The following is a 12,770-nucleotide window of genomic DNA, read 5'->3' on the forward strand; positions in this document are numbered from 1 at the left end:
CGCCACAGAAATCCTATAGACCCTTGGCCCAATTTGAGGCTTTGTTCCCAGGGAGCGCCCACTGCAATGACTACCCCCGATACAGACCGGTTCAGCCATGATGCCGGCATCCTTGCGCAGGCCCTGCCCTATATGCAGCGCTATGAAGGCAAAACCGTCGTTGTGAAATACGGCGGCCACGCCATGGGCGATGCCGCACTGGGTCAGGCCTTTGCGCGCGACATCGCGCTGCTCAAGCAGTCCAAGGTTAATCCGATCGTGGTTCATGGGGGTGGACCACAGATCGCCTCGATGCTGAAAAACCTCGGCATCGAATCCAAGTTCGAAGGCGGCCTTCGTGTCACCGACAAGCGCACCATGGAAATCGTGGAAATGGTGCTGGCCGGTTCGATCAACAAAGAGATCGTCGCCACCATCAATGCTGAAGGCGAATGGGCCATCGGCTTGAGCGGTAAGGACGGCAACATGGTTTTCGCCAAAAAGGCGGTAAAGACCATGATCGACCCAGACAGCAATATCGAGCGCGTGCTCGACCTGGGTTATGTCGGTGAACCCGTTGAAGTCGATCGCACCCTGCTCGACCTGCTGGCCCGCTCGGAGATGATCCCGGTCATCGCTCCGGTTGCTCCGGGCCGCGACGGCAATACCTACAACATCAACGCCGACACCTTCGCGGGCGCCATTGCTGGCTCGCTCGGTGCTAAGCGCCTGCTGTTCTTAACCGACGTGCCGGGCGTTCTCGACCGCGATGGTAAGCTCATTCCAGAATTGACCGTTCGCGAAGCCAAGGCGCTCATCGCCGATGGCACTATTTCGGGCGGCATGATCCCCAAGGTGGAAACCTGCCTTGACGCGCTCGACAGCGGCGTTGAAGGCGTCGTGATCCTAAACGGCAAACAGCCACACGTCGTTCTCGTCGAGCTGTTCACCGAGTTCGGTGCCGGCACGCTGATCGTTCGCTAACCTGTTTCAACGGCCGCCGGTGACGTACTGGCGGCCGTTCCTCGTTGCATAGGCGAACTCCGCGACCATCGTGCTTCGGGCACACACCGTCGGGCGCTCTGGCAATTTCCAACTCTAAATACTGTGAGAATCTCGGCCTTGCCCGCGCTGATCACGTAACCGTGACGATCCGCCATCCCAGCGGCGCAATTGACATTTAGCGCACGGAAGCGTCCATCAAACGCACGCGCTGGAGCCATATTGATGACCGACTACGTCCGTAAGATCCTTTCCTCCTCAGTCTACGAAGCTGCTATTCAAACGCCGCTCGAACAGATGGAATTGCTATCGGCCAAGCTCGGACGCCAGATCCTCGTTAAACGCGAAGACCTACAGCCCGTATTCTCATTCAAAATCCGCGGCGCGCATAACCGCATCGCCAATCTCACCGAGGAAGAGAAAGCGCGCGGCGTCATCTGCGCCTCCGCTGGCAATCACGCTCAAGGCGTTGCCCTCTCCTCAACCCGTGCGGGCATCCGATCGGTCATCGTCATGCCCACCACTACCCCACTGATCAAGGTCAACGCGGTCAAACGGTTGGGCGGTGAAGTGGTTCTGTTTGGCGATGGTTTTGACGCTGCTCGCGCGCAGGCAGAAATCCTCGCGGAACGCCACGGCTATGTCTTCGTCCACCCCTTCGACGATCCCGACGTGATCGCAGGGCAAGGCACAGTTGGCCTCGAGATTATGCGCCAGCACCCGCACGACCTCGGCGCGATTTACGTGCCTGTGGGTGGTGGTGGTCTGGCCGCAGGGATTGCGCTCTTGGTCAAATTCCTCAACCCAGATGTCAAAGTTATTGGTGTCGAGCCAGAGGAAGCCGCCAGCATGAAGGCGGCGATTGAAGCCGGCCATCCTGTGCCGCTCGATCAGGTCGGCCTCTTTGCTGATGGCGTCGCTGTGCGCCAAGTGGGCGAGGAAACTTTCCGTATTTGTCGCGAGCTGCTCGATGGGATCGTCACTGTTTCGGCTGATGAAATCTGCGCGGCCATCAAGGACATTTTCGATGACCATCGCGCTATCACTGAACCAGCTGGCGCCTTGGCCTTGGCAGGGCTCCGCCGCGACATTGAGAATGGCACCGCCCCCGCAACCGGAGCTCTGATCGCCGTCAACTCTGGCGCCAATGTCAATTTTGATCGCCTACGCTATGTCGCCGAACGCGCCGAAATCGGCGAACGCGCCGAGGCCTTGCTGGCCGTGACCATTCCCGAACAGCCCGGCAGCTACCGCTCCTTCATTCGCCAGATAGGCGCACGCGCTGTGACGGAGTTCAACTATCGCTATGCGCAGGGCGACAAGGCCCGAATTTTCGTTGGCGTCAAACTCGCCCGCGGTGATGCCGAGAAGGCCGACATCATCTCCCATCTCGTGGCGCAAGGATTGGCCGTGACCGATCTCACCGACAATGAAGTGGCCAAGCTTCACGCTCGCCATATGGTGGGTGGCCGCGTCGGTGGACTGAACAATGAGATGGTGTTCCGCTTCCAGTTTCCAGAACGGCCAGGCGCACTGCTGAAATTCCTTGAGGGCCTCAACGATGAGTGGAACATCACCCTATTCCACTATCGCAACCATGGCTCGGACTACGGTCGCGTTCTGGTGGGTGTCGAAGTCCCGGCGGAAACGCGGGAAAGCTTCTTTAGCCATATCGATGAGATTGGTTTCCCTTATTGGGACGAGACCGAAAATCCAGCTTATAAGCAATTTTTGCATCTGGCTTAGGCAAAGCACCGGGCACCGCCCCGTTTGGGTCGCATTTCTGTCAGACTAGCTTTGCTACAAGTCATACGAAGACAACGATACGGTTTTGCAGCGGCGGTGCAGCCCTGCGCATTCACTCAGAAGGGACACAGCTCATGCTCGGCACTATCAAGACGGCCACCGCATTACTGGCAACAAGCGTTACGGCACTGATTGTCGCCCAGCCTGCTCTCGCTTTCGAGGCCGATGCCGTGCTCGAGCGCTTCAGCGCTGTCATGGAATATTCGGGCAGCAAGATTACTTTTGGCCCAGCAACGGTGAACGGCGATACGATTACCGTCGAAGGCGCCACCATGGATGTGCCCGGCGAAGATCCTATCGTATTCGACCAGACGATCACCTTCTCCGGCGTGGCCGAAGGCAGTGGCGGCAATTTCACGATCGAATCCGTTTCGATCCCTGATTTGGAAGTTGCTGAAGGCTCCAAGAAGTCTCAGACGAACGTTACCCTCAAAGACATCAAGGCCTCCGACATTTGGCTCCCGCCGCCAGGCGAAGTGACCGCCGCTCATGTCGTGCAATCGTTCGGCTCAATCAGCACCGGCCCACTGACCGTGATTACGAACGGCACAACCGTTCTCACCTACGATAGTCTGCTTGCGAAGTACGACTTTGGCTTCGATAGCGCCGACGTTCTCGAAACCGTTGATAGCACTTTCACAATCGCCAACATTCAGGCTGACCTAGAGCCGCTCAAGGCCGAAGATCCAGCAGCCGCCGCGATGATCGACGGCTTGGGCCTCCAAACGCTGCAGGGTGAAGTGAACCAGACAGCGCAGTGGACCTTGGCCGATGGCCGCATGGTCATGGATCAGTTCCTGATCGACTTCGCCGACGTTGGCCAGATCAACTCGACCTTCGACATTTCGGGCTTCACACTGCCACTGCTCGAAAAGCTATCTGCCCTGTCCGCAACAACGGCGGCGGCTGCCAATAGTGAAGAAGCTGAAGCACAGGCCATGGTGACGGGGCTGGAGCTAGCGCAGGCGCTCTCGATCAGCGGCTTCACGCTTCGCTACGATGACGCAGGTTTTGCTCAGCGTGCCCTAAAAGTCTTCGCAGATCAGGCAGGCGTCTCCACCGAACAATATGCAGCGAGCCTCAAACCAATGGTGCGCATGGCGTTGGGGCAAGTGGGCATTCCAGCAATCGTTGATCTCGTTGCGCCACCGGTCGAGGCCTTCCTCGACAAGCCTGAGAACATCGAACTCAAGATTGCTCCACCCACGAAGACAAGCATGCTCATTCTGGCGGCCGGTGCGGCAAACCCAGCAAGTTTGATCAAGACCCTGGGCATTACCCTCACGGCAAACCAGTAAATCTCCTAGGGGCCCTCGGGCCCCTTTCCTTTTCAAGCTATTGATGCATTCTGCGCTTATGACCTCTGTGATCTCCCCGTCCCCCGCCGCCGACCTCAGCCACGTATCCGAGTGGGTCTTTGACCTCGATAACACGCTGTACCCGCGTGAATGCAATTTGTGGGAGCAAGTGGACGTCCGCATCACCCACTATGTGATGGACGTTACGCGGCTTGAGTTTACTGAAGCTAGAAAGCTGCAGAAAGAGTTCTACCGGGACTACGGCACGACGCTGAACGGCTTGATGAGCCGCTATTCAATCGATCCGGACCATTTCCTCCATACGGTCCACAACATCGACTATTCCCCGGTTCAGCAGAATCTCGAATTGGTGGCAGCCATTCGCAACCTGCCAGGTCGTAAGTTGATCCTGACCAATGCGGACACCAACCACGCCAAATCAGTGCTCACTCGCCTCGGCGGCGCGGACCTCTTTGAAGACTTCCACGACATTCGTGACATGGTCTTCATCCCCAAGCCACGCAAAGAGGCTTATGAAGGCTTCTTCTCGCGCTACAGCATCACCCCCAGCAATTCGGTGTTTTTCGACGATCTCGAAAAGAACCTCGTTGTTCCGCACGAAATGGGGATGAGCACGGTGCAGGTGGTGGCCAGCGAAGACTATAGCCACGACCTCGTCGATGCTTGGGAGCTGGAGCAAACCTCCGGCCCGCACGTCCATCACGTCACTGCAAACCTGACCAAGTTTCTCCACAATCTGAAATAACGACTATTTCTTCGCCCTCTGCTGCGGACTAAACTGCGCGTATGACCGATCTTCCAGGGCGTCGCCCGCCACCAATTCCCGAAACGCCGCTCACCTTCCGTCAACGACTGGACAACATGCGCCACCTAGGGCGCCTGATCGCGCAGATTTGGCGCACCAGCAGATCCTTGACGGCGGCGAGCATCGGTTTACGCCTCGTGGCGGCGTTCCAACCGATCGCGGTGCTCTATACGGCGAAGCTGATTGTTGATGAGGTCGTGCGGCTTACCGCTCTGCCCGCCCCCGGCCCCAGCATTCTAGACTGGTGGAATGCCGGTGCCCTCAACACGGTTCTCGGCTTCCTGCTGATCGAGCTGGCCCTGGTGTTGGCCAATGATGTGATCAACCGAGCAACCGGGCTGGTCGACTCCATTCTCTCCGAACTGCATTCGAACACTGTCAGTGTCGAGTTGATGGCGCACGCCGCCAAGCTCGATTTGATGCATTTTGAATCGGCGGAATATCAGGACCGATTGGAGCGCGCACGCCGTCAGGCTGCAGGGCGCAATCAACTCTTGAGCCAGCTGTTTGGCCAAGCGCAGGACATGATCACGGTCGTGACCCTTGCGGCGGGTCTCGTCATCTACGCCCCTTGGTTGGTGCTCTTACTGCCCTTGAGCTTCATCCCCTCGATTTGGGGCGAAACGCGGTTCAACACGCTTAATTACATGCTCAGCCGCTGGCGCACCCCAGAGCGCCGCGAACTTGAGTATCTCCGCCACGTTGGTGCGAGCGCTGAAACAGCTAAAGAGGTCAAACTCTTTGGCCTAGGCGACTATCTCATCGGGCGCTTTAAAAAGCTGGCTCACGGCATCTATGTCGACAATCGCCGGGTCGCTATTGCGCGCGCCAGCTGGGGCTCCCTCTTTGCCGCCATTTCCAGCCTCGCCTATTACCTCGCCTATGGCTACATCGTCTGGCGCACCATTACCGGCGAGTTCACGCTCGGCGATCTCGCCTTTTTGTCGGGGTCTTTCCTCAGGCTCAATGGCCTGTTCCAAAAAATCCTTCTCGGCTTCACCCAGATCGCGGGGCAGTCGCTCTACCTCGACGACCTCTTCTCCTTCTTCGAGATCGAACCATCGGTTTTGCCCCCGGCCTCCCCCAAAGCATTCCCAACCCCGATCCAGCGCGGCATCGTCTTTGAGAACGTCGGCTTCCAGTATCCCGAGACGGAGTATTGGGTGGTGCGCAATCTCAACTTCACCCTCGCGGCAGGCGAAACTCTTGCGCTGGTTGGGGAGAATGGGGCCGGTAAAACCACCATCGTCAAACTGCTGACGCGTCTCTACGATCCGACAGAGGGCCGCATCACCATCGACGGCATCGACCTGCGCGACATGTCGCCCACCGACATCCACCAGCACATCGGCGTGATTTTCCAAGACTTCATCCGTTACAGCTTTTCCGCTCGCGACAATATCGGCGTTGGCCGTATCGAAGCGCGAACAGATCAGGCGCGGATCGAGCAGGCCGCTGAACAAAGCCTTGCCGATGGGGTCATCGCCAAGCTGCCGCAGCAATATGATCAACAGCTCGGTCGTCTCTTCAAGAAGGGCCGCGACCTCTCAGGCGGCGAATGGCAGAAAGTCGCCATTGCCCGCGCCTATATGCGTGACGCCGATCTCGTCATTCTCGACGAACCTACCGCAGCGCTGGATGCTAAAGCGGAAGCAGAGGTGTTCGCCCGCTTTAAAAACCTTGCGACCAACACGACCGCCGTCATCATCTCGCACCGTTTCTCGACTGTCCGTATGGCCGACCGTATTTTGGTGCTTGAAAAGGGCGCTATTCTTGAAGCAGGAAGCCACGAGGAATTGCTGGCGCTCAATGGGCGCTATGCCGAACTCTTTGAATTGCAAGCGGCGGGCTATCGTTGATGCACATCACCATCTACCACAATCCCGAATGCGGCACCTCGCGCAACACCTTGGCGATGATCCGCGGTGCCGGGATTGAGCCCGAAATTGTGCTCTATCTCGAAACCCCTCCGTCGGCCGCAACGCTGGCTGATCTGATCGCTCGTGCCGGGATTTCGGTGCGGGATGCGATCCGCACCAAGCAGCCAGAATATCTCGCCCAAGGTTTAGACAATCCTGAGTTGAGCGACACGCAGCTGCTCGCAGCCATGGTGGCGACGCCTATTCTTATCAATCGCCCTCTCGTGGTTACTCCGCATGGCGTGCGCCTCTGCCGCCCCTCAGAGCTTGTTTTGGACATTCTGCCAGAAGCGGCCACCATCCCTTTCACCAAAGAGGATGGTGAGGTGGTGATCGACAAGGATGGTCAGCGCGTCTAAGCGGCTTTAAGGTCAGGGCGAACCAGCAAATTGAGCGCATCGCCCCGTGGCCCTTCCTGAAGAACACACCATCCAACTGATTGCCGAGACCTATAAGCTCTTGGGCGATCCGACCCGTCTGCGTGTGCTCTTAACCTGCCTCGAAGGCCCCATCGCGGTGGGCGATATCGCCAAATCCACCGGTGCCTCCCAATCTCTCGTTAGCCACCATTTGCGCCTCCTCCGCGCGGCCCGACTGGTGCGCGGAACCCGGCGCAATAAGCAGGTGTTCTACCAAGCAGCGGACGATCACATCGCCAGAATCCTGGCCGATATGATTGCCCACGCGATGGAAGAGCACGACCTGCACGACGACGATTTGGCAGAACCGAAGACGGACGAGGCACCCAGCCAAGTCTAAGAGTTCTAAACCGGCGAGCTTCATGCGCGCAGTCGCGATCACGCCAGCGTGTCTACCATGCTTGTTGACCATCATATGAATACATGTTCATATGATTGTAGAACGAGGGTATCATGGCACATCCGCACGACCACTCCGGCCACAGCCACGACGAAACTGACCACGATCATGAGGCGCATCAACACGCGGCCCATGTTCATGACCATGCAGGTCATAGTCATGATCACGCCGGACACGATCATACGCCAAAAGTAAGTTCCGCCAACGAACGCGCCGTCCTGATCGGACTAACACTGACCGGCACGTTCATGGTCATCGAAGTGATCGGCGGCCTGGTGTCGGGCTCCCTCGCCCTGCTGGCCGATGCAGGTCATATGCTGACCGATACCATTGCCCTTTTCCTGTCGTGGCTCGGCTTCCGTATCGGCAAGCGTGTAGCAGATAGCAAGCGCAGCTTCGGCTATGCCCGTGTCGAAGTCCTGGCCGGGCTGATCAATGCGCTAACCCTCTTCGGCATTGTGGTCTGGATCCTCTATGAGGCGTACCAGCGCTTCATGGCGCCGAGCGAAGTCCTCGCGGGGCCCATGTTCGCCGTCGCGGTCGCTGGGCTTCTCATAAACCTGCTGGTGCTGCGCATTCTCGGTGGTGCCGACAAAGACCACGTCAACATCAAGGGCGCATCGCTGCACGTCATGGGCGACCTTTTGGGCTCGGTGGGCGCTATTGCAGCCGCGATCATCATCTGGCTCACCGGCTGGACGCCGATTGACCCGATCCTATCGGTGTTTGTCAGCGTGCTCATTCTGCGTGGCGCTTGGGCGCTGCTGATGCGGACCTTCAATATTCTCATGGAGGGCGCACCCGATGGCGTCGATCCCACAGCGATCACCGCTGATCTCAAGGCCAATATCCCCGGCCTCGCCAATGTCGACCATCTCCACGTCTGGTCGCTGTCGTCGGGTCGAACCATGGCAACGCTCGACATTTCTCTGACGGGCGAAATCGCCCCTGCCACGGTTTCAAATGCCGTGCGGCAACGCCTGGCACAGACCCACGACATCAATCACGCCACGATCGAGATTGACTGGACCGGTCACGGCTCCCAATGCGCTGCCGCCAAGCCTGCGTAACGCCCAGTCGCCATGGACGCCGTGAGCAGATAGCCCCCCGTCGGGGCCTCCCAATCGATCATTTCCCCGGCGACAAACGTCCCGGGGATTTTCTTGAGCATATAGTTGGGGTCGATCTCATCCCAGACCACCCCACCCGCCACCGAAATGGCTTCAGCAATAGAACGCGTGTTCTCGACACGCAGCGGCAGGCTCTTGAGCATTATCGCCAATGCCTCAGGAGCCAGCTGCGCAGCCTCAGGCGCCAGCTCGCGCACCAATGCTGCCTTCACCCCATCGAGCCCCGCGGCCTTACGCAATCTGTTGGTAAAACTCACCTTGCTCGGCTGGCGACCGAAATCCGCCGCCAATCGTTCAACACTGCGTCCCGGCACCAAATCGAGGGTCAGCACTGCTGAACCGTCTGCCTCAATCGCGTCGCGCAGCGCAGCGGAATGGGCATAGATCAAACTGCCTTCAACACCGTAAGGGGTGACCACAAACTCGCCTGGCATACCGCCCAGCGCGCTCGTCGCCACAACGGACTTCACCGGATGTCCAGCGAAACGCTCGCTGATAAACGGGCTCCACCCCCGCTCGAAAGCGCAATTGGCGGCCCGGAACGCGGCGATTTCAATGCCGCGCTCTGAAAAGGGCGCGACCCACGCGGCATCCGAGCCCAGTCGCGGCCAGCTCGCCCCTCCAAATGCAAAAACCACCGCATCAAACGCGTGCTGAACCTCACCCTCGGGCGTCGCAAAAACCAGCTTTTCCCCCGCCCAGCCAATCCAGCGATGACGGGTGCGGATGGCAACGCCCTGCGCGTCCAGCCGCTTGAGCCAAGCGCGCAACAGAGGCGAGCCTTTCATCACATCTGGAAACACACGGCCCGACGAGCCAACAAAAGTGCTCACACCCAATCGATCCGCCCAAGTGCGAACGTCATCGCCCGTAAAGGCGTTCAACGCCGTCTCGAGCCTTGCTCGTGAAGCCCGAAACCGTCCTAGCAAGGCTTCATGCGGCTCAGAGTGGGTGATGTTCAGACCAGACTTACCGGCCATGAGGAATTTCCGGCCGACACTGGGCATAGCGTCGAACACGGTGACACGCGCCCCGGCATTCGCTGCTGCCTCAGCTGCCATGAGCCCCGCAGGCCCAGCTCCAAGAATTCCGATGTGCCGCTGCGTCATGGCCTGCCTAACAAGAAGTGAGGCTTCTCATAGCGCAAAAGAGCCAAATTTGGCCATGCCAAGAGCGCGCAGCTCCCCAAAGAGAAAAGCGCGACCGGAGCCGCGCTTTCTCTGCTTTATCCTGCCGGAAAGAGTCTGAACCGCTTGGGTCGAAACGCAAAGCGGGATCGATCTGCCAGCGGATGGTCGAACGGCAGGTCGATCTCGACGCGATGTGCGCTTCCCTGCAATTCGAGTTCAACACGGCGCGTGCCACCAACGCGGCGGCTGGCAACAACGTCGCCACCCAGTGCGGAGGACGCGTCTGTCAGCTCGATATCATGTGGACGGAAATAAAGCCGTTGAGCCCCCGAGGCTCCACTGGCTGGAAGACCGAGCGAGCGACCATCGAGGTGAAGTTGCCCCCCCTCGACCGTGACGGGAAGCTCTGAACTTTCGCCGATAAACCCGAAGACAAAAGGCGACGCCGGTTGGTCATAGACCATATCAGGCGTCCCCACCTGTTCGATCTTGCCCTGGCTCATGACACAGAGACGATCGGCCAGCTCCAGCGCTTCTTCCTGATCATGCGTCACAAAAACTGTGGTGTGGCCGGTGCGATCATGGATTTCACGCAGCCACTTGCGTAAGTCGCGCCGAACCTGCGCGTCGAGCGCACCAAAAGGCTCGTCGAGCAGCAAGACGCGCGGCTCTATAGCCAATGCGCGAGCGAGCGCCACACGCTGACGCTGCCCGCCCGATAGCTGGCTCGGGTAGCGTTTCTCGAGACCAGACAGCTGCACCAGATCGAGCAGCTCCAACGCCCGGCGGCGGATTTCACTATTGTGCGGGCGGCTCGAACGCGGGCGCACCTTCAGGCCGAAGGCAACATTCTCCAAAATCGTCATATGCCGGAACAGCGCGTAGTGCTGGAACACAAAACCAATGTTCCGCTCCTGCACACTCTTTTCCGAAGCATCCTCAGCGCCGAAGAAAATCTTGCCTTCCGTCGGGCGCTCAAGCCCAGCAATCAGGCGCAGCAGGGTGGTTTTCCCAGAACCAGATGGCCCCAGAAGCGCAATCAACTCGCCCGAAAGAATATCCAGAGACACCGAATGCAGTGCTGGAAACCGGTCGAATTCCTTGCGGACGTCTTGTACTTTTACTTCCATTCCCAACCCTGTCAGTGGCCGCGGCCAGTAGCGGCGAGTTCATCGCCGAAGCGCCATTCAAGCGCCGTTTTGAGCACCAGAGTGACAAGGGCCAGCAAGGCCAATAGCGACGCCAGCGCAAAGGCGGCTGTCCCTTGATACTCATTATAGAACATTTCGACCTGCAACGGCATGGTCGTGGTTTGCCCCCGGATCTTCCCAGAAACCACCGCGACCGCACCAAATTCGCCCATAGCGCGCGCATTACACAGCAGCACGCCATAGAGCAGGCCCCACTTGATATTGGGCAGCGTCACGCGGAAAAACGTCTGCCACCCCGAAGCGCCAAGCGAAATGGCCGCCTCTTCATCGCCAGAACCCTGATCCTGCATCAGCGGGATCAGCTCGCGGGCCACAAACGGAAAGGTGACAAATATCGTCGCCAGAACAATGCCTGGCACCGCGAAGAGAATTTCGACGTTGTAGGACTTGAGGAAGGGCCCCAACAAGCTGCCCGAGCCAAACAGCAGCACATAGACCAAGCCAGAAATCACGGGCGACACCGAGAACGGTAGGTCGATGAGCGTGATGAGAAAGGCTTTGCCCTTGAACTCAAACTTGGCGATGGCCCACGAGGCCGCGATGCCAAACACCACATTGAGGGGCACGGAGATCGCCGCCACCAAAAGCGTCAGGCGGATGGCAGACTGCGCATCAGCGGTCTGCAGCGCTTCTACAAAACCGGGTATGCCCTGCCGAAGAGCTTCGGTGAATACGGCCACGAGCGGCAAAACCAAGATCAGCCCCATGAAGGCGACGCCGATCAGAATTAGGGTCACGCGCACCCAGAGCGGCTCGTTGGTGGGGTGGTAGCGACGGGATGGGGCGTTCTTACGTGCCATAGCCATACCTCTTGCGGCTCCACGCCTGAATGAGATTGATCGCAAAGAGCATCAGAAACGAAATCGAGAGCATCACCGTGGCGATCACGGCTGCCGCAGAATAGTTGAATTCCTCAAGCCGGATCACGATCAGCAGCGGCGCGATTTCGGATACGAACGGAATATTGCCGGCGATAAAGATCACCGAACCATATTCCCCAACAGCGCGGGCAAAGGCCAAAGCGAAGCCGGTTAAAATTGCGGGCGTGAGGCTCGGCAACAGAACTCGGGAAATTGTCTGAAAGCGGTTGGCGCCAAGTGTGGCTGAAGCCTCTTCGACCTCTCGGCTGGTTTCTTCCAAAATCGGCTGAATGGTCCGAACGACAAAGGGCAAGCCGATAAACACCATGGCTATGGTGATGCCGATTGGGGTGTAAGCGATCCGCCAACCCAAAGGCGCAAACAGCGTCCCGATCACCCCGTTGGGCGCATAGATTGCCGTCAGAGCAATCCCGGCCACCGCCGTTGGCAGCGCAAATGGCAGGTCCACCACCGCATCGAAAATACGCCGACCGGGAAAACGATAGCGCACGAGCACCCAAGCGATCAGCGTGCCGAAAACAACATTGATCCCGGCAGCGATCAGCGCTGTCACGAAGCTGGTGCGCAGCGCCGCAAGCATGCGCGCGTCGAGCGCCACCGCCCAAAACCCGCTCCAACCAATACCCGCAGCACGCAACACGAGCGCGATGAGCGGAATGAGAATGATCAGGCCAAAGTAAGCAAGAGTAAAACCTAAGGTCAAACCGAAGCCCGGTATGACGCTAGGCTGAACAAATCCAGTCTTCCGGCTCATATGAGATCTCCCCTG

General features: G+C 58.6%; 12 protein-coding genes. 8 read left to right on the forward strand and 4 right to left on the reverse strand.

The window, feature by feature from the left end; all coding sequences use genetic code 11:
• Positions 1 to 66 precede the first annotated feature (66 nt).
• The 8 genes from argB (at position 67) to JHL21_RS09420 (ending at position 8,719) form a co-directional block, all read left to right on the forward strand.
• Positions 67 to 963, forward strand: a complete 897-nt coding sequence (gene argB / locus JHL21_RS09385) for an acetylglutamate kinase (protein ID WP_169196021.1) — start codon at positions 67 to 69, stop codon at positions 961 to 963.
• Positions 964 to 1,206: 243 nt separating this feature from the next.
• On the forward strand, positions 1,207 to 2,727 hold the full coding sequence (ilvA, locus tag JHL21_RS09390) for a threonine ammonia-lyase, biosynthetic (RefSeq protein WP_182394307.1): 1,521 nt from the start codon (positions 1,207 to 1,209) through the stop codon (positions 2,725 to 2,727).
• 134 nt (positions 2,728 to 2,861) lie between these two features.
• Complete coding sequence (locus tag JHL21_RS09395; protein WP_200213135.1) at positions 2,862 to 4,085, forward strand: hypothetical protein; 1,224 nt, start codon at positions 2,862 to 2,864, stop codon at positions 4,083 to 4,085.
• 43 nt (positions 4,086 to 4,128) lie between these two features.
• Positions 4,129 to 4,851 carry a pyrimidine 5'-nucleotidase gene (locus JHL21_RS09400; protein ID WP_254081999.1) on the forward strand — a complete coding sequence of 241 codons (723 nt, stop codon included), beginning with the start codon at positions 4,129 to 4,131 and terminating at the stop codon, positions 4,849 to 4,851.
• 41 nt (positions 4,852 to 4,892) lie between these two features.
• Positions 4,893 to 6,770 (forward strand): ABC transporter ATP-binding protein, encoded by a 1,878-nt coding sequence (locus tag JHL21_RS09405; RefSeq protein WP_199368565.1) that lies wholly within the window; start codon positions 4,893 to 4,895, stop codon positions 6,768 to 6,770.
• Positions 6,770 to 7,189, forward strand: a complete 420-nt coding sequence (gene arsC / locus JHL21_RS09410) for an arsenate reductase (glutaredoxin) (protein ID WP_200213136.1) — start codon at positions 6,770 to 6,772, stop codon at positions 7,187 to 7,189. Before JHL21_RS09405 ends, arsC begins: the two co-directional genes overlap by 1 nt.
• 46 nt (positions 7,190 to 7,235) lie before the next feature.
• Positions 7,236 to 7,589: a metalloregulator ArsR/SmtB family transcription factor gene (locus JHL21_RS09415; RefSeq protein ID WP_200213137.1), complete on the forward strand. Its 354-nt coding sequence runs from the start codon at positions 7,236 to 7,238 to the stop codon at positions 7,587 to 7,589.
• 113 nt (positions 7,590 to 7,702) lie between these two features.
• Positions 7,703 to 8,719: a cation diffusion facilitator family transporter gene (locus JHL21_RS09420; RefSeq protein ID WP_200213138.1), complete on the forward strand. Its 1,017-nt coding sequence runs from the start codon at positions 7,703 to 7,705 to the stop codon at positions 8,717 to 8,719.
• Here JHL21_RS09420 and JHL21_RS09425 read toward each other — a convergent pair.
• From JHL21_RS09425 to cysT, 4 genes are all read right to left on the reverse strand, one after another.
• Positions 8,683 to 9,888: a TIGR03862 family flavoprotein gene (locus JHL21_RS09425; protein WP_200213139.1), complete on the reverse strand. Its 1,206-nt coding sequence runs from the start codon at positions 9,886 to 9,888 to the stop codon at positions 8,683 to 8,685. The genes JHL21_RS09420 and JHL21_RS09425 overlap by 37 nt on opposite strands.
• Positions 9,889 to 10,004: 116 nt before the next feature.
• A complete protein-coding gene (locus JHL21_RS09430) occupies positions 10,005 to 11,039 on the reverse strand; it encodes a sulfate/molybdate ABC transporter ATP-binding protein (RefSeq protein ID WP_200213140.1) in 1,035 nt (344 codons plus the stop codon).
• An 11-nt stretch (positions 11,040 to 11,050) separates the two neighbouring features.
• A complete protein-coding gene (gene cysW / locus JHL21_RS09435; protein WP_254082000.1) occupies positions 11,051 to 11,920 on the reverse strand; it encodes a sulfate ABC transporter permease subunit CysW in 870 nt (289 codons plus the stop codon).
• Complete coding sequence (cysT, locus tag JHL21_RS09440; protein WP_200213142.1) at positions 11,910 to 12,755, reverse strand: sulfate ABC transporter permease subunit CysT; 846 nt, start codon at positions 12,753 to 12,755, stop codon at positions 11,910 to 11,912. The genes cysW and cysT overlap by 11 nt, the downstream gene beginning before the upstream one ends.
• Positions 12,756 to 12,770: the final 15 nt, after the last annotated feature.

It is taken from the genome of Devosia sp. WQ 349K1 (genome assembly GCF_016595685.1).
Classification (GTDB): Bacteria; Pseudomonadota; Alphaproteobacteria; order Rhizobiales; family Devosiaceae; genus Devosia.